This window comes from Sulfurimonas autotrophica DSM 16294 (genome assembly GCF_000147355.1).
GTDB lineage: Bacteria > Campylobacterota > Campylobacteria > Campylobacterales > Sulfurimonadaceae > Sulfurimonas > Sulfurimonas autotrophica.
Map to the genome: position 1 here is coordinate 1,333,267 of NC_014506.1, position 21,498 is coordinate 1,354,764.

The 21,498-nt window shown below is 35.4% G+C and carries 20 protein-coding genes; 8 read left to right on the forward strand and 12 right to left on the reverse strand.

Annotation, left to right across the window (positions count from 1 at the left end):
- Positions 1 to 23 precede the first annotated feature (23 nt).
- The gene (locus tag SAUT_RS06835) at positions 24 to 1,820 is read left to right on the forward strand and encodes a sensor domain-containing diguanylate cyclase (RefSeq protein ID WP_013327151.1); all 1,797 of its coding nucleotides are present in this window, start codon (positions 24 to 26) and stop codon (positions 1,818 to 1,820) included.
- A 4-nt stretch (positions 1,821 to 1,824) separates the two neighbouring features.
- On the opposite strand, the gene SAUT_RS06840 is transcribed toward SAUT_RS06835, so the two are convergent.
- From SAUT_RS06840 to SAUT_RS06850, 3 genes are read right to left on the reverse strand one after another with little or no spacing between them, the layout of a single operon-like run.
- Positions 1,825 to 2,844 carry an aldo/keto reductase gene (locus SAUT_RS06840; RefSeq protein WP_013327152.1) on the reverse strand — a complete coding sequence of 340 codons (1,020 nt, stop codon included), beginning with the start codon at positions 2,842 to 2,844 and terminating at the stop codon, positions 1,825 to 1,827.
- Positions 2,844 to 5,567: a DNA polymerase I gene (gene polA / locus SAUT_RS06845; RefSeq protein WP_013327153.1), complete on the reverse strand. Its 2,724-nt coding sequence runs from the start codon at positions 5,565 to 5,567 to the stop codon at positions 2,844 to 2,846. Before polA ends, SAUT_RS06840 begins: the two co-directional genes overlap by 1 nt.
- The gene (locus SAUT_RS06850) at positions 5,564 to 6,385 is read right to left on the reverse strand and encodes an HDOD domain-containing protein (protein WP_013327154.1); all 822 of its coding nucleotides are present in this window, start codon (positions 6,383 to 6,385) and stop codon (positions 5,564 to 5,566) included. Before SAUT_RS06850 ends, polA begins: the two co-directional genes overlap by 4 nt.
- Before the next feature lie 80 nt (positions 6,386 to 6,465).
- Here SAUT_RS06850 and SAUT_RS06855 point away from each other — a divergent pair, with 80 nt between their 5' ends.
- The 4 genes from SAUT_RS06855 to SAUT_RS06870 are packed head-to-tail and all read left to right on the forward strand — an operon-like array spanning position 6,466 to position 12,089.
- Positions 6,466 to 9,036: a plasma-membrane proton-efflux P-type ATPase gene (locus SAUT_RS06855; RefSeq protein ID WP_013327155.1), complete on the forward strand. Its 2,571-nt coding sequence runs from the start codon at positions 6,466 to 6,468 to the stop codon at positions 9,034 to 9,036.
- Positions 9,037 to 9,046: 10 nt separating this feature from the next.
- The gene (locus SAUT_RS06860) at positions 9,047 to 10,417 is read left to right on the forward strand and encodes an NAD(P)/FAD-dependent oxidoreductase (RefSeq protein WP_013327156.1); all 1,371 of its coding nucleotides are present in this window, start codon (positions 9,047 to 9,049) and stop codon (positions 10,415 to 10,417) included.
- On the forward strand, positions 10,417 to 11,325 hold the full coding sequence (locus SAUT_RS06865; protein ID WP_013327157.1) for an LOG family protein: 909 nt from the start codon (positions 10,417 to 10,419) through the stop codon (positions 11,323 to 11,325). Before SAUT_RS06860 ends, SAUT_RS06865 begins: the two co-directional genes overlap by 1 nt.
- Positions 11,326 to 11,345: 20 nt before the next feature.
- Positions 11,346 to 12,089, forward strand: coding sequence for a DUF6629 family protein (locus tag SAUT_RS06870; RefSeq protein ID WP_013327158.1), 744 nt, complete (start codon positions 11,346 to 11,348; stop codon positions 12,087 to 12,089).
- Here SAUT_RS06870 and SAUT_RS06875 read toward each other — a convergent pair.
- From SAUT_RS06875 to SAUT_RS06900, 6 genes are all read right to left on the reverse strand, one after another.
- Positions 12,086 to 12,793 (reverse strand): sulfite exporter TauE/SafE family protein, encoded by a 708-nt coding sequence (locus tag SAUT_RS06875; protein WP_013327159.1) that lies wholly within the window; start codon positions 12,791 to 12,793, stop codon positions 12,086 to 12,088. The genes SAUT_RS06870 and SAUT_RS06875 overlap by 4 nt on opposite strands.
- Entirely contained in the window at positions 12,793 to 13,296 is a 504-nt protein-coding gene (locus SAUT_RS06880; protein ID WP_013327160.1) for a hypothetical protein, read from the reverse strand. Before SAUT_RS06880 ends, SAUT_RS06875 begins: the two co-directional genes overlap by 1 nt.
- Positions 13,297 to 13,376: 80 nt before the next feature.
- The gene (locus SAUT_RS06885; RefSeq protein ID WP_013327161.1) at positions 13,377 to 13,853 is read right to left on the reverse strand and encodes an HD domain-containing protein; all 477 of its coding nucleotides are present in this window, start codon (positions 13,851 to 13,853) and stop codon (positions 13,377 to 13,379) included.
- On the reverse strand, positions 13,850 to 14,677 hold the full coding sequence (locus SAUT_RS06890) for a tyrosine-type recombinase/integrase (protein ID WP_013327162.1): 828 nt from the start codon (positions 14,675 to 14,677) through the stop codon (positions 13,850 to 13,852). Before SAUT_RS06890 ends, SAUT_RS06885 begins: the two co-directional genes overlap by 4 nt.
- Positions 14,678 to 15,673 carry a PQQ-binding-like beta-propeller repeat protein gene (locus tag SAUT_RS06895; RefSeq protein WP_013327163.1) on the reverse strand — a complete coding sequence of 332 codons (996 nt, stop codon included), beginning with the start codon at positions 15,671 to 15,673 and terminating at the stop codon, positions 14,678 to 14,680. It abuts the gene before it with no gap.
- 3 nt (positions 15,674 to 15,676) lie between these two features.
- Positions 15,677 to 16,273: a hypothetical protein gene (locus SAUT_RS06900; RefSeq protein WP_013327164.1), complete on the reverse strand. Its 597-nt coding sequence runs from the start codon at positions 16,271 to 16,273 to the stop codon at positions 15,677 to 15,679.
- Positions 16,274 to 16,403: 130 nt separating this feature from the next.
- On the opposite strand from SAUT_RS06900, the gene gatC reads away from it, so the two are divergent.
- Genes gatC through SAUT_RS06915 form a run of 3 tightly spaced genes read left to right on the forward strand, consistent with a single transcriptional unit; the run spans position 16,404 to position 18,134 of the window.
- Positions 16,404 to 16,694, forward strand: a complete 291-nt coding sequence (gatC, locus tag SAUT_RS06905) for an Asp-tRNA(Asn)/Glu-tRNA(Gln) amidotransferase subunit GatC (RefSeq protein WP_013327165.1) — start codon at positions 16,404 to 16,406, stop codon at positions 16,692 to 16,694.
- Between the two features lie 4 nt (positions 16,695 to 16,698).
- On the forward strand, positions 16,699 to 17,040 hold the full coding sequence (locus tag SAUT_RS06910; protein ID WP_013327166.1) for an arsenate reductase family protein: 342 nt from the start codon (positions 16,699 to 16,701) through the stop codon (positions 17,038 to 17,040).
- Positions 17,037 to 18,134 (forward strand): type IV pilus twitching motility protein PilT, encoded by a 1,098-nt coding sequence (locus SAUT_RS06915; RefSeq protein WP_013327167.1) that lies wholly within the window; start codon positions 17,037 to 17,039, stop codon positions 18,132 to 18,134. Before SAUT_RS06910 ends, SAUT_RS06915 begins: the two co-directional genes overlap by 4 nt.
- Here the strand turns inward: SAUT_RS06915 and SAUT_RS06920 are convergent.
- From SAUT_RS06920 to SAUT_RS06930, 3 genes are read right to left on the reverse strand one after another with little or no spacing between them, the layout of a single operon-like run.
- Entirely contained in the window at positions 18,131 to 19,123 is a 993-nt protein-coding gene (locus SAUT_RS06920) for an SAM-dependent methyltransferase (RefSeq protein WP_013327168.1), read from the reverse strand. The two genes, SAUT_RS06915 and SAUT_RS06920, sit on opposite strands and share 4 nt — an antisense overlap.
- Positions 19,124 to 20,356 carry a TolC family protein gene (locus SAUT_RS06925; RefSeq protein WP_013327169.1) on the reverse strand — a complete coding sequence of 411 codons (1,233 nt, stop codon included), beginning with the start codon at positions 20,354 to 20,356 and terminating at the stop codon, positions 19,124 to 19,126.
- The gene (locus tag SAUT_RS06930) at positions 20,313 to 21,494 is read right to left on the reverse strand and encodes an acetylornithine transaminase (RefSeq protein ID WP_013327170.1); all 1,182 of its coding nucleotides are present in this window, start codon (positions 21,492 to 21,494) and stop codon (positions 20,313 to 20,315) included. Before SAUT_RS06930 ends, SAUT_RS06925 begins: the two co-directional genes overlap by 44 nt.
- Positions 21,495 to 21,498: the final 4 nt, after the last annotated feature.

Sequence of the window (21,498 nt, forward strand, 5' to 3'; positions counted from 1 at the left end):
TTATCTTATAAATAAGGACAATTGTGGGACAAAAACTTGTGTGCGAAAATTTAAATGAAGCGCAACTTAGCCAGCTTAACATCACCCCAAAAGAGTATGAAAATATTCTCAATATACAAAGTGCCATTTTACAAAAATTAGCTCTTTACCACAATTATGATGATATTTTACAGCATCTATGTCTTCTAACCGAACAGCTTTTACCAAATTCTGTAGCATCCATTATGCTTGTCAATAAAAAAACAGGGCTAATGAGTGTACTTTCTGCGCCCTCTATTCCTGAATCAGGATGGAAAGCTTTAGAAAATCTTAAACCTGGACCCGGCGGTGGTTCTTGCGGAAATGCCGTATTTAGGAATAAACCTCAGTATGTATTAAATACATTTAAAGATGAAAGATGGGTGGACTTGAGAAAAGTCGCCTTTGATTTTAATCTTTGTTCATGCTGGTCTATGCCCATTGTAGATGAGAACAACAAAGCTATAGGAAGTTTTGCCCTCTCATCATTTGAGCATCGTCTGCCGGCTCCTTTTCATAAAAAACTGCTTGAAACAGCAGCATCTATCGTCAATATTGTATTAAAAAACAAAGAAATTGAAAATAAACTACAGCGTATGCTTTATTATGACAGCTTAACAGGACTGCATAATAAAACATATTTAGATGAAATTTTAAGTAAAAATAAAGAGCAAATACTTCTACTTCTTGATATCAATAATTTTAGCTATATAAATAATACCTACGGTTTTGAAATAGGAGATAAGCTCCTAATACAGGTAGCAAATATACTAAACAAAGAATTAAAATATCAAAAAATATGCAAACTAGAAGCTGACCAGTTTGCCATTGTCCTTGGTCCCGATACAGACATAAAAAAAGATGTTGAAAAAATTAAAGAATATTTTTATGCGCATGAACTTCTTATTGATTCTATCGCCTTAAATATCTCTTTTACCTATGGAGCGGCAACAGGTAATGAAAACCTATTTAAGCATGCTATTATCTCCTTAAAACATGCAAAAGGCAGAGGAAGAAGTTCTCTTTATATCTTCAACAATGAAGAAGAAGATATATGCTTTGCCAAAAGAAAACAATTTATTGAAGCGAACAATATTTTATACAATGCCCTCGCATCTGATAAAATAATTCCGTTTTTTCAAGGAATAAGAGACAACAGAAGCGGTACAATCACAAAAGTAGAAGCTCTTGCCAGAATCAAAAAGGATGAAGAAATTTTATCACCCTATCTCTTTTTGGAACCTGCTCATTCATCCGGTCTTATACCGGAAATTACAAAAATAATGATAGACAAAACTTTCAAAATAATGGCAGATAATGATTACACTTTTTCAATTAATATCACTGAAGATGATTTAATAAGACACTATATACTCGAGTATTTAAATAAAAAGTCTGCACAATACAATATATTGCTTGCACGTGTTACCCTCGAGATACTTGAAGGGATCAGCGCAAGCGGAAAGAAAAATCATATAAAACAGCTCAGTTCCTTAAAAGAAAAAGGCTATTCTATTGCCATTGATGATTTTGGAGTGGAATATTCAAATTTTGAACGTATTTTAAACCTTGATATAGACTTTTTAAAAATTGATGCAAAGTACATAAAAGATATTGACACAAATCCAAAAAGCTATGAAATCACCAAAGCCATTGTATTTTTTGCTAAAAATGCAAATATTCCCTGTGTAGCAGAGTTTGTACACAATGAAAGTGTACAGAAGGTAGTAGAAGATTTAGGAATTGAGTATTCGCAAGGATACTATTTCAGCGAACCGAGTCCACTGCCTCTTTCTTCTTAAAACATTATCCCATAGGGTATAAAATTTCTTGATGTACTTTGTCGCATGCCTGTAAAACTTCTTCTGAGAGTTCCAAGTCCATTGCGGCCAGACTTGCATCGAGCTGGTGGGGTTCTGTTGCGCCTATAATTGTAGAGGCAACAAACGAAAACTGCTTTGACCATGCTGTAGCCATTGTTACGGGGTCCAATCCTGCATCATGCGCTATTTTAAGATACTTTTGCGTAGAAGCAAGTGTTTTATCATTGACAAATCTTTGCGCCATCAGACGCTGTCTTGAATCACTTGCATTCATATAGGCACTAAATCTGCCCTGCGCATTTGTCGGTTGATTATATTTTCCACTTAACACACCACCTCCAAGAGGTGAATACGGTAGTAGTGAAACATGCTCTTTTTCACATAAAGTAGAGAGTTCATCCAAAAATCTTCTATTTAAAAGTGAGAAATTATTTTGAATAGACTCAAATCTTGCATATCCTTTAAATTCGCTTGTCATTAATGCTTTTGAAGTCCCGTATGCCGTATCGTTTGATGTTCCTATGTAACGGACTTTACCGCTTTGCACCAATCTGTCGAATGCTTTTAAACTCTCTTCAATGGGCACAACAGTATCAGGCCAGTGCATTTGATACAAATCTATGTAGTCTGTCTGTAAACGTTTCAAAGAACCTTCTATAGCGCGTTCAATATGAAAACTATCTATAGCTGTAAGCCCATGACGAATAGGCGGCACAAACCAACCGTTTGCCGCACCTGCAACTTTTGAAGCCAATATAATACTATCGCGTGGTTTAGTTTTAAGCCAACGTCCTACTATCTCCTCTGTCAAACCTGCAAGTTTTGCAGATGGGGGTACAGGATAAAGTTCTGCCGTATCAAAAAAATTCACGCCTGCATCATAGGCTTTATCCATGATTTTAAAAGCCACTTTTTCATCGGGTGTCTGCGTACCAAAAGTCATAGTTCCAAGACATATAGGACTTACTCTCAAACCACTTTTACCGATGTATCTAAACTGCATTACTTTAATTCTCCCCAGTTATCGCCAATATTTAAACTTGCTTTTAACGGTATATTTAACTCTACAATATGATCCATAATATCTCTAAATCTATTGCCAAGTTCATCAGCCACTTTTTCATCGACTTCAAAAATCAACTCATCATGAATTTGCAACAGCATTTTTGCTTGAAGCTTTTCTTCATTTATAATAGTATGAATCTTATTCATACTTAACTTTATAACATCACTGACACTTCCCTGAAAAACACTATTTACTGATTCTCTTTCATAAGCTGCTCTGTACATCGGTGTCGCATTTTCATAATCAAAGTAACGTCTGCGTCCCAGTAATGTCTCTACATAACCTTTCTCTTTTGAGCTCTCAACGATGGAACGGAAATATGCTTTTACGGTATGAAATGATTCAAAATATTTTTCTATGATTTCTTTGGCTTCTTTAGTTGTTATGCCGAGTGTATCTGAGAGTTTTTTTGGACCCATTCCATATAATAAGCCAAAATTTACTGTTTTTGCTATGTTTCTCTTGTGCGCTGCCTCTTCTTCTCCAAAGAGTACAATAGCAGTTTGGAGGTGAATATCTTTATCATGCATAAATGCATTTACTAAAACAGGATCTTGTGAAAAATGTGCAAGAAGTCGAAGTTCCATTTGCGAGTAATCAATTCCTATGAACTTTTTTCCTTCTCCTGCCACAAATCCTCTACGGATTTTTGCGCCAAGCGGTGTCCGTGTCGGGATATTTTGCAGATTAGGATTTTTTGAACTGAGCCTTCCTGTTGCTGTTCCAGTTTGAACAAAAGAGGTATGAATTCGATGTTGTTCGTCTTCATTCGCCAGCTTCAAAAGAGGATCTATATAAGTTGAATAAAGTTTATGAACTTCACGGTATTCTAAAAGTTTAGGAATAATAGGATGCTTGTCTTTTAATGAACTCAGCACTTTTTCATTTGTTGAATAGCCTGTCTTTGTTTTTTTACCTACAGGTAATCCAAGTTTTTCAAAGAGTATATTGCCAAGTTGTTGTGTAGAATTGATGTTAAATTCACTACCTGCAAGTTCATAAATACTTTTTGTCAAATATTCCAGAGTCTCTTTTACCTCAACCAAAAACTTTTCTAAAAAACCTGTATCTACTTCTATACCTTCTTCTTCCATTTTCAGTAGTGTATGCATAAAAGGAATTTCGACCGTTTTTGCTTCTTCTATAAGATGTGTAGCATCCTGTAATTCAAGTTTTTTCAAAAAAAGTTTATAAAGTTTTCTTGTTATAAAAGCATCCTCTGCAGCATATACACAGGCATCATCAAGTTCCACGGTAGAAAAATTTTCACCTTTTTTTACTGTATCTTTAAAATGAACCATTTCATGACCTAACAGTTTGTCTGAAAGTTTATCCAGACTGAGTGCTGATTCCGGATTAATCAGCCATGCTAAAATCATACTGTCACAATATACAGGTAAATCTTTTTCTTCTAAAAAGCGTGTCACAAAATGCAAATCAAATTTTATATTGTGACCTACTACTTTAGAATTAAAAATACGGCGCATTGCCTGTTTTGCAACATCTTTACTCACCTGATCTGCAACACCGAGATAAAAATGTCCAAAAGGAACATAATAGGCCTCTTCATCATTAAAAGAAAAACTAAAACCTACGAGTTTGTTGTTAATATAATCGAGTCCTGTTGTTTCTGTATCAAAAGCCACTATGGTCTCTTTATTAAGCTTATTAAGAACACTGTTGAGTTCTTTTTCATCACTAAGCAGTGTTGCTTTAAATTCCAGCTTTGCACTCTTATCAGTGCAAGACTCTTGGAGCTTTTGCGCATTTTCCTTCTGCTCGGGAGTTACCATATTTTTTGCATGAAGTGTTCTGAGAATTGCATTTTGTTCATACTTGACAAGTTCATCATAAATATTTAAAAATGGATTTTCCACATCCATTTTATACTCTTCAAAATCAAACTCTTTACACTCAAAAACATTAGGATGCAGAGTTACAAGCTCTTTTGACATATAAGCCTGTTCACGTGATTCTATAAGTTTTTTTTGTGTTGCACCTTTTATTTCATCAATATGCGCATAAATATTATCCAGTGTGCCGTACTCTTTTAAAAGTTTCTCAGCACCGACTTTTCCTATACCTTTTACACCCGGTACATTATCCGCACTGTCTCCAAGTATTGACTGGTAATCTATAAACTGCTTCGGGGTTACTCCATACTTGTCATAGCATGCTTTTTCGTTTACATATTTCTTTTTAATGGCATCGACAATAACTACTTTATCATCATCTATAAGCTGGTACAGGTCTTTGTCATGAGAGACAACCCTTATTTTATAGCCTTTCTCTTTTACACAGCGAACGACTGTTGCGATAATATCATCTGCTTCAAAACCGCTTTTTCCAAGTGTTTTGTAGCCCATCTTGTTTATCCACTCTATAGCAACAGGAAGCTGTTGTGTGAGTTCCGGCGGCGGAGCACTGCGGTTTGCTTTATAATTTACATCTATTTCATTTCGAAAGGTTTCACCCTTGGAATCTATGGCAAAAATAATATAATCACTGTCATGTTCTTTTTGCAGTGTTGCAATAAAATTGGTAAAGCCTGTCAAAAGCCCGGTGGGAAAACCGTCTTTTGTACGCAGGTGTTGAGGAAGAGCATAAAAACTTCTAAAGAAAAAACCAAATGTATCTATAACTGTAACAGTTTTGCTCATGAAGATGCCTTAACTGCATCAAGCATATCATTAATAGTCTCTTGAAGCAGATTTTCATCATACCCTGCATCACTTGCATGTCTTAGTCCAAAATTAATTGCCTGTTCTGATAATGGAGCATTAACTGGCAACACAGTTTTTACTATATTTAAAGCAGTTGAATACTCCTTCATCTCATCCGGTGCTGCAGATGGGTTATCTGCATAATGAATCATCTCTACAAACTCTGTATCAAATCCCCAATGCTGAAAGACTTCTGCCGTAACCTCTGCACTCGTAACGTCTACGTAAGATTTTTCTACTTGTGCCAAATTATTTGAATGCTGGGCTTCTGATTTAAAGCTCACATCTTCATCTTCTTGAATAACATCACTTGCGATTAATATTTTTCCAGTTTCTTGTAGAAATGCAGCTAAATAGAGTTTGTCAGCTTTTTGTTTATCTACTTTAGAATACCATTTACGAATAAGTGTAGCCTGCATTGCAGATACCTCGGCAAATTTTTCACTTGTGATTCCATAAGGCTGCATATCTACATTTAAAAGTTTACGAACAGAATTTCCAAGTGCAATAGAGCGTGTCATACTCATTCCAAAAAGTGAAACAGCCTGTGTAACATTTCTAATTTCTTTACCAAATCCATAAAGTGGAGAATTAGCATTTTTAAGCAAATTGGCAACTATCATGGGATCACCTTCGATAACCTTTGCCAAGTCACCAATTCCAGCCTCTTCATCTGCATAAACTCTATTTATATCAATAATGGTTTTTGAAAGAGGAGGAAGCGATTTAATACTCTCAATGATTGAGCTTTTCATCACATAAGCCTTTGTTTTTCTCTTATTATATCATATTGTGCTAAAATGTTTTTATAAGATATATTATTAAGGTAATTAGAATGGAAACAGGTGATAAGAGTTTAACCGGTTTAACACAAGAAGAAGTACAAGAACGTCTTAAAAAGTATGGTTATAATGAGCTCAATGAAAAAGAGGAGAACTGGGTTCATCGTCTCTTTAGAAGATTCTGGGGACCAATTCCGTGGATGATAGAAGCAGCAGCAGTGCTCTCTGCTCTTGCGCACAGATGGGAAGACTTTACCATTATTATAATTTTACTCTTTGTAAATGCAATAGTTGATTTTTACCAAGAAGCAAAAGCACTTAATGCCATCTCTGTACTTAAAAAGAAACTTGCACGCAAGGCTGTCGTTTTGCGTGATGGAAAGTGGCAGGAGATAGATGCCAAAGAGATTGTGCCTGATGATATCATAAAAATTAAAATCGGTGATATTGTTCCAGCCGATGTCAAACTTCTCAGCGGAGGATATTTTTTACTCGTAGACCAATCTGCACTTACGGGAGAATCACTGCCTGTTCATAAAAAAGTAGGAGATGATTTATATGCAAATGCCATTATAAAACAAGGCGAAATGCTTGCCACTGTTACAGCAACTGCAAAAAACACCTACTTTGGTAAAACAGTGGGACTTGTTGCAAAAGCACAAAATGAAGAAGTCAGCCATTTTCAAAAAATGGTTATTAAAGTCGGAAACTTTTTAATTCTTCTGACAATTGCAATGATTGCAATCATTATCTATCACGGTATTAAAACGAACCAGCCGACAATAGAGCTCTTAGTTTTTGCTCTTGTATTAACCATATCTGCCATTCCTGTGGCAATGCCTGCGGTACTTACCGTAACAATGGCCATCGGCGCACAGGTTTTGGCTGCAAAACAGGCAATTGTCAGTCGTTTGGCTGCCATTGAAGAAGTAGCAGGTATGGACGTATTATGTTCTGACAAAACGGGAACGCTTACTCAAAATCGCATGAGTCTGGCAGAACCGTATCTTGCAAATGGCTACACAGCACAAGAACTTATGATTTATGCAGCACTTGCCAGTAAAGAGGAAAATCAAGATCCTATTGAAAAACCTATATTTGACTATATCCATCAAAATAAATTAGAAGACAAATTACCGCTGCAAAAACTGAAAAAATTTCTCCCTTTTGATCCTGTTCACAAAAGAACAGAAGGTATATACGAGGGTGAAGATTGTGAGTTAATTTACACCAAAGGGGCACCTCAAGTCATTATAGAACAAAGTGATGATAAAGAGTTTGACAAAGAACAAGCCTATAAACAAGTTGAAGAATTTGCTTCAAAAGGGTTTAGAACTTTAGGTGTTGCATTTCGTAAATGTGAAGAGGATATCTACCACTTTGTCGGTCTTATTCCTCTTTTTGATCCTCCTCGTGAGGATTCTGTAGAAGCAATTGCCGAGGCAAAAGCCAAGGGTATTGCTGTCAAAATGGTTACCGGCGATAATATTGCCGTTGCCAAATACATTGCTTCTTTATTAAATATCGGTGAAAAGATACAAGATATTCATACGCTTAAAGGGGAATCTATTGAAGAGTATATTTATCTCTCAAAAATTCTCTCTAAGGCCATTACAGAATCAATCCATCCAAGTGCTTCTAAAAATGAAATTGATGAAAGTGTGAAAAAAATAGTGCAAAAGGTACAAAAAGAACTCTACAATATGCCGCTGCCAAAAGGGAGTGTCAAAAAACATGAGTCTGAAATTATTGCTCTCATTGAGGATGCCGACGGTTTCGCACAGGTTTTTCCCCAAGACAAATACTTTATAGTAGATGAACTTCAAAAAGCCGACCACATTGTCGGTATGACGGGAGACGGAGTCAATGATGCACCGGCACTGAAAAAAGCAGACTGTGGTATTGCGGTTAGTGGTGCTACAGATGCAGCCCGAGCCGCAGCAGATATTGTACTGATGGCACCGGGTTTAACAGTCATTGTCGATGCTATAAAACAGGCACGCCAAATATTTGAAAGAATGAAAAGTTATACGATTTTTCGTATTGCTGAGACTATTCGTGTTATTATATTTATGACGCTGGCAATTGTTATTTATGATTTCTACCCTATTACGGCGCTAATGATTATCATCTTGGCACTCTTAAATGATATTCCTATTATGACAATAGCCTATGATAATACAAAACTGCGTGAAACCCCTGTACGATGGGATATGAAAGAAGTTTTCGTATTAGCTTCCTGGCTTGGAATTGCTGGAGTTTTATCCTCTTTTACACTCTTTTGGATTTTAATCTCACTTATGCATCTGCCACTTGATTTTGTGCAAAGTGTCTTTTTTGCAAAACTCGTTATTGCCGGACACGGAACTATTTACAATACCCGCATAGATGACTGGTTTTTCAAACGTCCTTGGCCGTCCTGGACTCTTTTTAATGCAACATTTTTCAGCCGTGTTGCAGGAACCATCATTGCAGTGTACGGTTTTGGTTTAATGGAGCCTATCGGCTGGGAATGGGGTTTATGGATGTGGGCATATGCTTTGACATGGTTTGTGTTTAATGATGCCGTTAAGATGGGTGTTTTGAGATACTACAGAAAAAAATACAACGAAGATATCATATAAGGAGACGGCAATGAATACACAAAATAAACTCTCTCGAAGAGATGCCATAAAAGCTATGGGCACACTGAGCGCCTCTCTTTTGCTCTCAACTTCAGCACAGGCGACAACAAAACTCTCTCAGCCGGCAAGTCATAAAAAAGTAAAAATTGTCATTGCAGGCGGCGGAACAGCTGGAATGATAGCTGCCGCACGTCTGGGAAGATCTGCTCCCAATGCACACATTACACTCATTGCTCCAAATAAAACGCATCTGTATCAGTCCGGACAAATGTTTGTAGCTGCCGGTTTATATATACAAGATGATAATGAGCGTAAAACTGCCGAGCTTTTAGAAGATAAAGTAGAGTGGCTCAAAGAACATATCATTGCATTTCATCCAAAAAACAATTCGCTCACAACAGATAAAAGCGGCGATATTTCTTATGACTACCTTGTAGTTGCTCTTGGTGTGGAGTATAACTATGAAGCTATTGAGGGTTTAAATAAGGATATGATAGGAAAAGACTGCATTGCAAGTGTCTATGCCAATGATACGCTTGAGGGCAGTGCAACAGGTGGAGATATTACGGACCAATGGTTTAAAGAGATTCGCCGGCATGCCCAAAAGAAAAAAACAAAAATAATATGCACTGAGCCAAATACCCCGATTAAAGGTGTTGGAACGAGTTTAGATATTCTTTTTTTAGGCAATGATATTTTTAGAGGCAAAGGACCTTTTAGTAAACGTAATGTAGTGAAAAATATAGAATTTAGTTTTGCAAAACCGGACAATACGCTTTTCCCTTTTACAAAATTTCATACCGTTATTGAAAAAAAGATAAAACAAGAAAAAAATATTACTCCTTTATATGAACATCAGCTCAAAGCTGTGGATGCCAAAAATAAAATTGCTACTTTTCTCTCAAACAATAAAAAAATAGATATAGCCTATGATTTCTTACATGTAGTACCTCCTATGCGTGCTCCAAAAGTCTTTAGAGATTCACCGCTTGCGTTCAAAGACGGTAAATATCAGGGATATATGAATGTCGATGCGCAAACTCTATGCCATAAAGAGTACAAAAATGTGTTTGGTCTTGGAGATATTTTAGGCATATCACTTGGAAAAACCGGCGGTTCTGCACAAGAGCAGGCTATCATTATTCAAGACAATTTAGCTGCGGCTATAGAAAACAAGCCACTTCCTATGCAATATAACGGCTACACGGTCTCTCCTGTAAAAATAAAATTCGGCGAAGTTTTACTAGCAGAGTTTAATGAAAAAAAAGCACTGCCTACTTTTTGGATTGACCCGTACAAACCGAGATGGATATGGTGGGAACTTAATTTACATGTAATGAGAAAAGCTTACTTTTCCCTAATGATGAGAGGAATGATGTAATGAAAAAAAATGAAACAGTATTGCCTTGGGAACATCCAAAACTTCAAGAAGAAGACCCTCAATCTTTAAAGCTTATTAAAACTATTATGAAAAGCCCGACGTATACGATGGCTGAAGAGGATATGGATTTTTTAAATTCATATGAAGCCAGAGGCATTCGACTTGAACTTGATTACCTCAAACCTGAATTAAAAATGAAAGAGTATGGTGTTGAGCATACTATAGTAGTCTTTGGAAGTGCACGTATTGTAGAAAAAGAGACAGCGATGAAACGACTCTCAACTCTTCAAGAAATGTTACAAAAAAAACCAAACGACAGAGACCTTTTACATGAACTCTATGTTGCGGAACGTATGGTGGGAAAAAGTATTTATTATGACGATGCCAGAAAATTTGGCCAACTTGTAGGAAAAAGCGGGAAAAGTGCCGAAGATTGCCGTGTCACAATAATGACAGGAGGCGGTCCAGGTATTATGGAAGCAGCAAATCGCGGTGCTTATGATGTAGGCGCTAAAAGTATAGGACTCAATATTAAACTTCCACACGAACAGTACCCAAACCCTTATATTACACCCGATTTATGTTTTTTGTTTCGTTATTTTGCCATTAGAAAACTGCACTTTTTAAACCGTGCAAAAGCATTGGTAATTTACCCAGGAGGTTTTGGAACTTTTGATGAACTGTTTGAAACCTTGACACTGATTCAAACAAGAAAAACGCAAAAAATACCGGTTGTTCTTATTGGAAAAAGCTACTGGGACAAAGCGATTGATTTTGAGTTTTTAAAAGATGAAGGTGTTATTGCTCCACAGGATTTGAATATTACTATATTTGCAGATAATGCAGATGAAGCGTGGAAGCATATTTTAGCATGGCATAAAAAACAGGGAAATCCGCTCTATAACTAGATAATGATTAGGTAGTATACATGGATATATATTTCGCAGTTTTAAACTTTACGCTTTCAGGAGCTATCGGACTTGTGGGCATACTTACTTTAAATAAAGTAAGCACACCCAAAGAAGTTCTTTTTGCCCTTTTACCCTTGCTCTTTGCACTGCATCAATTTGATGAAGGTTTTGTCTGGCTTGGTATGAATGAATATATTAACACACGTGCTTTAGAAATTGCCGCAGGTATTTTTGTCTACTATGCACAAGGATTACTGCCGTTTTTAGTCCCCTTAGCTATTTGGCTTATAGAAAAAGACAGTTATAAAAGAAAACTTGTAGGGATATTAACAATTTTTGGATTTGGACTTGCAATATATACAATGTACGGACTCACAACAGTTCCTACGAATGTCAGTGTTGTAAACAACACACTTTATTACAGAAATCCATGGACAGAAAACTTTTATGATGCAAGTATTTATGTACTGACGACCTGCGGTTCTTTAATGCTCAGCAGTAGTATTTCCATCCAGCTTTTCGGGTTTTTAAACCTCATTGGACTTACCATTATTTTTCTGCTTCGACCGTATGGATTCACCTCCTTATGGTGCTTATATGCCGCAGCTATCAGTGGGCTTTTATATTTTTATTTTATTGAACGACGCATTAAGTTTCTACAAGAGATTAAAAGAAAAAAGGAGGGTATAAATGAAAAATTCGAGCGAGAATTAAACAAGCTCGAAAAAAGTCATCCAAAACTTTTTAGCACAAACCTCTAATGACACTGCAGAAGTGTTCGCAGAGGGTTTGTCAGGTAATCATAACCGTTGTAAATCGTAAACGCACCATAAAGTATTACAGCCACAGAGGAGAGGCTCATCATCATATTTCTAAAACTTGTCGCCGATGCAAGAGATGATAAAAACCCTAAAGAAAACATTGCCGGAATGGTGCTGACACCAAATATAAACATCACCAAAGCACCATAAAGGGGACTTGCCGTACTTGCTGCAGTAATAGCAAAAAAGTAGACAAAACCGCAAGGAAGCAAACCGTTTAGCATTCCAAGAATGAAAAAACTTGCATTTGATTTTGAATGTAAAATTGCCTGAAAAGATTTTTTATAAAAATTTGATGAAGATATCGAATGTTCTATCAGTGTTAAAAATTTTATTTTTCCCATTAGTGATAAACCGGCTAAAATCATGGCAATTCCAGCGATGATTAGCAACGTACCATTTGCAGTATTGCTAAATGTGGCAACACCGCCGATTGCACCAAAAAGAGCTCCCAAAATTGTATATGTCAAAACTCGACCGAAGTTATAAAGTAAATGTGCTACAGTTTTAGAAATCTTGGAACTTGCAGGCTCAATTTTAATAGTTGAATATGCCAGAACAATGCCACCGCACATGCCAATGCAATGTCCAAAAGAACCTAAAAAAGCGATAGTAACAATTGTTAATAAATTTACACTGTCCATTACTTTCCTATTAGCTGTTTTCTTATTTTTGGGTCTTGCATAGTTTCACCTCGAAGCATTTTGAGGCGCATAGTATCAAAGTCAACTGCACCCTCTTTTTTATGTTCATACGCACCAAAACCATAGCCCATCGGTGTAATTTCATTTAATGTGTAGTAGGCTTTTCTTCCATCTATCCACCTGTGGGTATCTCGGCTCATGACCCATATCACTGCACTGTCTTTAAACTTTTTATCGCTAAGCCAGTGCACAAAGTCTCCATGGTCATGAAAAAACCATGTTTTTCCATCAGGCGCAACAACTTGTGAAGCATAAGTTAAATCATCTATAACCATACCACAATCACTATCTTGAAACTTATGCAGTTCCATCTTCAAAGGCAGTTGTTTGAGGTTTCCCTCTTTAATAACGACCATGTTCTGCGTTTTTGCCAAAGACAAAAAAAGTGCAACTATAACAACAATGATAACTCCGATAAGCACAATTGGCATAATTTTTTTCATATTTTTCGAACCTTATTTATTAGACTTTTTGCAAGAAGTCTATTCAAACAGCATTATATAACTTAATTGTTACAGTCATATTAATTTCTTCTTTTTTTACCTTTACCCAAATCATCATAATGCAAAAATCTTCGTAAATCTTCTTGTAAATCTTCGTCTAAAGCATCCCAAATCATTTTTTTTTGAGCATATCTTTTTGGATCTTCTTTTTTTGATTTTTTTATATCTCGAATGAGGTAATGATACCGTACAATCTTTTTAGTGTATTCACTGATAAAAGGCCAGCTTTTTATTATTTGATAACTTCGCTCTTCATGATCCGTAAAACTCCACTCATTAAATTCATAATCTTCTTCATCTTTTTTAAAAGCAGTAAAAGGCTTTCCAACATCATGTAAAAGCCCTGCAGCAAAAAACTTAAAATCCCCTGCTTTGAGTGCATAGTAAGTTACACGGAGTGTATGCACTATTACGCCATGTTGGTGCCATTCATTTTGCATAAAAAAGAGCGAGTCCAAAAAAGGATATGAAAATATTTTATTGTTTATTTTATTCATATCTTCTCCTTAGCCATAGGGTGGCAAACTTCTACAGTATCTTTTAAATCCTGTTTTTGAATATGGGTATATATTTGGGTTGTCAGCAATGAAGCATGTCCTAAAAGTTCCTGTACTACCCGTAAATCAGCTCCGCCTCGAATCAGTGAAGTCGCATAAGAGTGACGCAATACATGAGGAGAAACACCAAGATACTTTTGTGTTATTTTGTATGCAGATATCCGGCTGAGTTTGCCTCCTTGATAGTTACACCAAACATATTCTTTATTTATAGCACTTGCAAACATATATTCATCTACTGCTTTTTTTGCGACTTTTGCCAAAGGCACTATTCTCTCTTTTTCTCCCTTTGCATGCCTTACATGTAACCATCCCTCTTCTATATCACCTAGCATAAGTTCTAAACATTCACTTATTCGCGTACCGCTCGCATATAAAAAAAGTATAAGTGCATAGTCGCGTTTGCCTATCCAGTTTGTTCTGTCTATCAAATCCAGACCACTCAGTATATCTTCATAAGACAAAAATTTCGGAAGAAGTTTAGGGATTTTTGCAAATTTCAGTTTTGTCTTTTGACTGCTAAAATGCTGCTTATAACAAAATTCAAAAAAAGCATTGACAGAGGAAAGTTTTCTGTTGAGTGTACGTTTATTTTTATATGAAAACAAAACACTCATAAGTTTTTGTGTATCAAGACAGATGAGCGGTTTAGAGAGTTTTTTTTCAATTGCGCAGAGGTCACTTTTATAGGCCTCTACACTTTTTTTACTCAAAGCTCTTGTTACAGTAATATACTCTAAAAAGGCTTCTAATTCATTAGACATCTATTTTATAAGAATTTTCTCATTATCAACATAAAAAGCTTTATCTCCGACAAAAACAAGTCCGTCATTCAAATCTACTTCATGTATAGTATAGTCAAAAGTTTTCTTATTTACAACTATCATATACCCTTCTTTTTCCAGAACATATAAATTGTCTCCGTCACTAATCATGCCTAAAAAGTGTGCGAAAGGAAATTTTACCTTGGAGTCAACCTGTAAAGAAGGTGTCAAAGAAATAATTTCACCTTGTTTTGTTGTTATAAATATATTTTTATCATCATGGACTATATTTCGTACTTCAAACTTGGCACGCACCTCTTTTTGTGAAAGTGCCAAAATTTTTGAATCACTTGAAGCAATAATTTTATCGCCAAAAATACTAAAGTATATAATATTATTAAAATAATCATCAGATGAAACTATGACGGTTCTGAGTCTTTTTTTCAATTTAGAATTAACAATAACAATTTTGCCATCCAGAGTTGAAAAGATTACTAAATCATTCATAAAATAGGGCTGTACTATTCTAATGTCATTTGCAAGTGCCTTACCGCCCTGCTCTTTAAACAATAATTCTTTTGAATCCATATCATATAAGGCTATTTCATTATTGGCAAATAAAACTGCTAAAATATTATCTTTTACACCTGCAGTTGCTATTGTTCTTTTCAACTCAAAATGTTTTGCAAGTTTAGGTGTTTTTTGTGATGTAACAGTTAAATTTCCATCAATAGTAGCAGACAAAACCCAGCCGTCACTTTCGCCAAGTACTCTTTGATATTCACTGTCTATTTGTATACTTACATTGCCGTCTCTGCCTAGAATTTTACCATTACCCAAAAGTGCTGCATTAGATGCTATATCAACTATATCATCTTCAATATCAGCGTACTTTTCCCAGTCGTTAGCAACTTTTTTCGGTTCAAAAACTTCTTTTGTACTACAAGCACTGAACAATAAAATAATGGCTGATGCAAGAAATATATATGTTTTCAAAATTTACTTTACTCCATAATGCATTAAAGCACGAGAAACCTGTGCCAATGGAGAACTAGTACTAATCATGCTTAATTTAGAGTGTGCCTCATCCAGTTTTTTTTCTTTCATTAAAATAATTGCGGCCTGAACCTGTGCCAAATCTCTGTAGATTGCATTTTGTTTCTCGCTGTAATTTTCAAGTTTATTTAAATCTTGCAAGTTTTGTGCAGCTTCATATGTGGATAAATCATCTATTAATAAAGCTTTTGAACTTTGAAGTTTTTCTAACTCTTTTACATTTTTGGCTACAACTGCCTGAGAATACATCCATACATCATGCAAAGCAGGACTTAATGAGGCCAACGTAGCCAATGTTGCTTCATCTTTCGGATTTGCTTCCAATTTCAAAAGTGCTTCATTTGCAGCTTCAAGCGTATGCTCTTTATTGATATTATAAGTAATATTACCTACAACAAACAGTGTAATTGCGACAACTGAACCAATCATGACATTTTTATATTTTTTTACAAACTTCTCTGTAACTACTGCTTTCTCAAAAAACTTCTCTTCTGAAGTCAATTCATCTTTAACCATTTCAATATTGTCTTTTAAGCTCAAAAATTATTCCTTGTATTTTCTAAAAGTTTATAATGTTACCCACAAATAAGTTAAAGTTTTATCAAATACCTGAGTAAACCTAAGTTTTCTATGATAAAATTTAAAAAATAAAATATTTACAGGATAAAAAATGCAAGTAGATGATGCACTATTAACAAGATTGGAAAAATTATCTTTTTTACATGTAAGTGATGATAAACGTAAAGAAATTGTATCACAACTCTCAGAAATCGTAAGTTTTGTAGACAATTTAAGTGAGCTAAATACAGAAGGGGTAGATGATACTTTTGCTATGAACGACAAAGCAACCCCGCTAAGAGAAGATACTCCTCACTGCGACTCATCCATTAGTGAAGAAATTTTAATACATGCTCCAAACAGTGCAGACAACTTTTTTATTGTTCCAAAAATCATAGAGTAATATCATGATAAAAGTTTATGGCATTAAAAATTGCGACAGTGTCAAAAAGGCACTCTCATTTTTTAAAAAACATAATGTAGAATATGAACTTTTCGACTTTAAAACACAAGAACTTCCTTGTGAAAAAATACAAGACTGGGTTTCAAAGGTCAGTATAAAACCTCTCTTTAACGCCAGAAGCACTACCTATAGAAATCTAAAACTAAAAGAATTAAACCTTAATGAAGTCCAGCAGCAAGAGTGGCTCTGTAAAGAAAATCTACTCATAAAACGCCCCGTAATTGAGTATAATGATAATGTCATTGTAGGATTTAATGAAGAACAATATCAAAGGAGTTTCTCATGAGTGAAGAAGTAGCAGCACAGAGTTCGTCTCAAAAAATGGATATAAAAAAACTGTTAAAAAGTGTTTTGGCATTTAAGTCTTCTGATTTACACCTGGTTGTCGGTAGTGAACCGCAGATTAGAATAGACAAAGAGTTGCGTGCTTTGAACCTTCCTGTATTAACTGCTAATGATGTTGAAGAGATGGCATATTCTTTGATCGAGGACAAGCAAAAGAAAGTGTTTGAAGAACACAACGAGTTAGATTTCTCATTTGAACTTAAAGATATTGGCCGTTTTCGTGCAAACTTTTATAGAACTATTCACGGAATTGCCTGTGCTTTTCGTATGATTCCTATTGAGATTCCAACACTTGACGAATATGGTAATCCTCCGATTTTTAAAGAGCTTGTAAAAAAGGAAAAAGGGCTTATTTTAGTGACCGGCCCTACGGGTTCCGGTAAATCAACAACACTTGCATCAATGCTTCATGAAATAAATATGACAGAACGCCGCCATATTATCACGATTGAAGATCCGGTGGAGTTCGTTCATAAAAATATAAAATCTCTCTTCTCTCAACGTGATGTAGGAAGTAATACAGAATCATTTGCCACAGCACTCAAATATTCACTTCGTCAAGATCCCGACATCATTCTCATCGGGGAGATGCGTGATGCTGAAACCATTGGTGCCGCATTAACAGCAGCCGAAACAGGTCACTTGGTTTTTGGAACCCTGCATACAAACTCTGCACCTGGAACTATTAACCGTATTATTGATGTATTTGACGGCGAAGAACAAGCTCAAGTTAGAGCACAGTTGGCCTCTTCATTAGTAGCTGTAGTTTCCCAAACACTTATTCCAAGAGTGGGAAGCGGTAAAGTTGCTACTCAAGAAATTCTCATTACAAATCCGGCTGTGCAAAATCAGATTAGAGAAGACAAAGTCCATCAAATTTATTCACAAATGCAGCTGAATCAACAAGAAACGAATATGACAACGCAAACACAACAGCTTATAGAACTGCTTCAGAAAAAAGTTATTTCAAAAGAAAATGCTATAAAAAACTCCAATAGACCTGAGGAATTACTTAAAATGATAGGGGCTCTTTAGGCACCCTTTCTAAATTTTATCATTTTAAATCTTTCTCCTAAAAAATTTGGCATTATCAGCATTTTTGCTTTTTCAAGTTCCTGTTTATATATTTTTTCATCAGCATTGGCTTTTAACATCTCTAAAAGCTCTAAAATCCCCATATCTACAAGTGCAACCATTTGTGCTTTAAACTCTACAAATTCCACACCTGCCTCTTCATAAGCATCCTTTACATGTAAAAAGGTGACATCATAGGTTATATCACTTTTACCAAAAAGTTCTGCTCTGTTTAAACCCTCTTCAAAAAATGGATGGACTTCATGCTTTGTATAAATTCTGAGAGAAAAATCAGGACGAGCCTGCATCTCACCGTAATCAAAACTTATAAATTCAAATTTTTTAGCAGCATTAGCCATCTCTTTTGCAAATTCTTCATATCCTACGGCTATTTCGCCTCTGTCTTTATGATATTTTTTTGCCTTTATTTGCACCCAGTCATCTTTTACATCAAACAGTACTTCATGATTTTCAACTCTTGCACTCTCACCTTTAAAGTAAAGTTCACAAGGAAATGCATCAAATATTTCATTTGCTATAAAAAAAGCATTTTCACATTGCAGCTCATTTAAAGATTTGTAATGTGTCAATGCAACAGCATCACCAAAACTCTCGCCAAAATACTCTCTTTGATATTTTTGCAAATCATCAAATCTCTCTATAATTACAAACTGAAATGTAGACAAAAGTTCCGGTCTCAGTGTATAAATAAACTCGCACACATCCGCCAAAAAATACCCATGATGCGCACCTATTTCACAAATCACTGCATCTTTTTGCAAAAACCCTTCATCCACAAGCGAAATAATATGCTTGGCAATCGTACCGCCAAAAAATTTGCTTGTACTTACTGCCGTGTAAAAATCACCGCTTTTTCCTATATTTTTATATGTTGCATAGTAACCATCTTCGCCATAAAGCCACTCTGTCATATATTCACTAAATTTCATTTATTCTCCGTTAACATACATCTCATAGAGATTTAAAAGTTCTAACTGTTTGTCTATTTCATATATTTTTGTATCTATATTTTGTATCTGCAGAGAGTTTTCAAGTGTTTTGACATCATACTCTGTCTTATATCCTGCCTTAAAAAGTTCTTTTGTATCGTTTAAAAGCTTGGCATACAACGCAATATTTTCATTACTCAAAGATATTTTTTTATTAAAATTTTCAATATTGTGCATGACCTGTTCATACAAAGAATTTAATTCTCTTTGCTTGTCTTTTTGCACAACTTTCGCTTTTAAATAATCTACTTTTGCAGATTCAATATCCCTGAATGTATTAATATCAAGCGGAATTGAAGCAGAAACTCCATAATCATAATAATCCAATTCATTTGAATTACTTACAACCGTCGAACCAACTTGAAAAGCTTGATTTGTCGTCAGTTTCCAATTATATCCTGCTGTGAGGTTTACTCTTGGAAGGTATTTTGCAATAGTTACATCTTTATTGTATCTGTTTTTCTCTATTTGAGCTTTATTCATTTGTAACACTATATTATGCTTTAAAAACTCTTCATTATTTAAATAGTCCAAATGAGGAATATTTACTTTTTTATAATCCAAATCACTTAAAGCATGAAACGAACTGATTAATTTCTCTTTAGCCGTTTGAATATCATATAAAGCAGATACAGCTACATTTTTTTGTATAATTGCATCATCTAAAAAACCGGAGTCAAGCTGCCCGCTGAAATACTCCTCTTTTTTTTGTTCTAAATTTATTTGGGCGTTTTTAATTTGTAATTCTTGCTTCTCTTCTTTAAGCTGTGTCTGTTTTATCTGCATTAAAGTAGCAATTGTATCTTTAATCATTTTACGTTTTGCTACATCTATGGAATAATTTGTATAGTATTTACTTGCATTGGCAAATTTGATGCCGTAGTAAATACCTCCACTTTGAAAAATAGGCTGATTTATACGTATTGCTGCACTTTGATTTGACTGCTTCGTATTATACGGATTACTTTTGGAATAACTGTAATTAATTTGAATAGGTGCTATCCATGAATCACGCAGTTTAGAACTCTGGGCATCATTTTTTTCATAGTCATATTGAAACTGCAGCTGCTTATAAGAAGATATAAACTTCCCTAAAGTGCTGTTATGCTCATCTGCAAAAAGAGTGCTGCTAAAGCTGAGACATAGCAGAGTTAAGAGCGCTAAAGCCTTCATCAATTTCCTCTTTTGTTATTGTAAGCGGCGGTAAAAATCTGAGCGTATTTCTTCCGGCTTTAAGGACCATTACACCATTCTGTCTTGCAAGATTTATAATATTTGTTAGAGTATCGCCGTCTTTAACACGAAGTCCACACATCATTCCTATGCCGACTTTTTGTGTGAATGTGTCTTGATATGCCTCATAAAATTTTTCCAATGCCTGGTTAAACATTAAAGAAGTTATTTCTAAATCACCGCTTTGTTTTTTTTCATTAAGAATATCTACAACTTCACAAACTGCATGGCTGCTTAAATAGTTACCGCCGAAAGTTGAACCATGATCTCCTGCTTGTAAAACATGTTTGAGTGTTGTCATTACAATTCCGACAGGAACACCACCGCCGACACCTTTTGCCAGTGTAATAATTTCAGGTTCTATCTCATAAGCTTGACTCGCCGTAAATTCACCGATTCTATAAGCTCCGGTTTGTACTTCATCAACAATAAGAGGAATTTCACGTTCTTTTAACAATTTTGCCACTTGTTGTACTTTTTCTTTATTTTGAGGTTCTACTCCGCCCTCACCCTGAATTAATTCGATCATCACACCTGCTGTATGATCATCTAACAGTGATTCTATTTCATCTATATCTTCAGCATATACAAAGCCATCAGGAAACGGTCCGAAATAATTATGCATAGACTCCTGACCGGTTGCTTTAACCGTTGTAATAGTACGTCCGTGAAATGAATGATTCAATGTAATAATTTTGTATCTTTTTATCTCCCCGTCACGTTCACCATGTTTTCTTGCAATTTTTATAGCCCCTTCATTTGCTTCAGCACCGCTGTTTCCAAAAAAACACTGCATATCATAGCCGCTTGCCTCTACAACTTTTTGTGCAGCAAGTGCCTGCGGAGCAATATAATAAAGGTTTGATGTATGTGTGAGACTTGCAACCTGCTCACATAATGCTTTGGCCACTCTTTCATTGGCATGACCGACAGAGACCACACCGATTCCTGACGTAAAATCTATATATTTTTTTCCCTCACTATCAAAGAGTGTGGCATTTTTACCACTTACAAATTCAACGTCAGCCCTTGCATATGTAGGTAAAACATATTGGTTATCTATTTCTTTAATGTTCATTTTT

What these genes read in the sequence shown, in the direction of transcription:
- SAUT_RS06840 (WP_013327152.1), bottom strand. Translation starts at nt 2,844, where the DNA reads ATGCAGTTTAGATACATCGGTAAAAGTGGTTTGAGAGTAAGTCCTATA.
- polA (WP_013327153.1), bottom strand. Translation starts at nt 5,567, where the DNA reads ATGAGCAAAACTGTTACAGTTATAGATACATTTGGTTTTTTCTTTAGA.
- SAUT_RS06850 (WP_013327154.1), bottom strand. Translation starts at nt 6,385, where the DNA reads ATGAAAAGCTCAATCATTGAGAGTATTAAATCGCTTCCTCCTCTTTCA.
- SAUT_RS06855 (WP_013327155.1), top strand. Translation starts at nt 6,466, where the DNA reads ATGGAAACAGGTGATAAGAGTTTAACCGGTTTAACACAAGAAGAAGTA.
- SAUT_RS06860 (WP_013327156.1), top strand. Translation starts at nt 9,047, where the DNA reads ATGAATACACAAAATAAACTCTCTCGAAGAGATGCCATAAAAGCTATG.
- SAUT_RS06865 (WP_013327157.1), top strand. Translation starts at nt 10,417, where the DNA reads ATGAAAAAAAATGAAACAGTATTGCCTTGGGAACATCCAAAACTTCAA.
- SAUT_RS06870 (WP_013327158.1), top strand. Translation starts at nt 11,346, where the DNA reads ATGGATATATATTTCGCAGTTTTAAACTTTACGCTTTCAGGAGCTATC.
- SAUT_RS06875 (WP_013327159.1), bottom strand. Translation starts at nt 12,793, where the DNA reads ATGGACAGTGTAAATTTATTAACAATTGTTACTATCGCTTTTTTAGGT.
- SAUT_RS06880 (WP_013327160.1), bottom strand. Translation starts at nt 13,296, where the DNA reads ATGAAAAAAATTATGCCAATTGTGCTTATCGGAGTTATCATTGTTGTT.
- SAUT_RS06885 (WP_013327161.1), bottom strand. Translation starts at nt 13,853, where the DNA reads ATGAATAAAATAAACAATAAAATATTTTCATATCCTTTTTTGGACTCG.
- SAUT_RS06890 (WP_013327162.1), bottom strand. Translation starts at nt 14,677, where the DNA reads ATGTCTAATGAATTAGAAGCCTTTTTAGAGTATATTACTGTAACAAGA.
- gatC (WP_013327165.1), top strand. Translation starts at nt 16,404, where the DNA reads ATGCAAGTAGATGATGCACTATTAACAAGATTGGAAAAATTATCTTTT.
- SAUT_RS06910 (WP_013327166.1), top strand. Translation starts at nt 16,699, where the DNA reads ATGATAAAAGTTTATGGCATTAAAAATTGCGACAGTGTCAAAAAGGCA.
- SAUT_RS06915 (WP_013327167.1), top strand. Translation starts at nt 17,037, where the DNA reads ATGAGTGAAGAAGTAGCAGCACAGAGTTCGTCTCAAAAAATGGATATA.
- SAUT_RS06920 (WP_013327168.1), bottom strand. Translation starts at nt 19,123, where the DNA reads ATGAAATTTAGTGAATATATGACAGAGTGGCTTTATGGCGAAGATGGT.
- SAUT_RS06925 (WP_013327169.1), bottom strand. Translation starts at nt 20,356, where the DNA reads ATGAAGGCTTTAGCGCTCTTAACTCTGCTATGTCTCAGCTTTAGCAGC.
- SAUT_RS06930 (WP_013327170.1), bottom strand. Translation starts at nt 21,494, where the DNA reads ATGAACATTAAAGAAATAGATAACCAATATGTTTTACCTACATATGCA.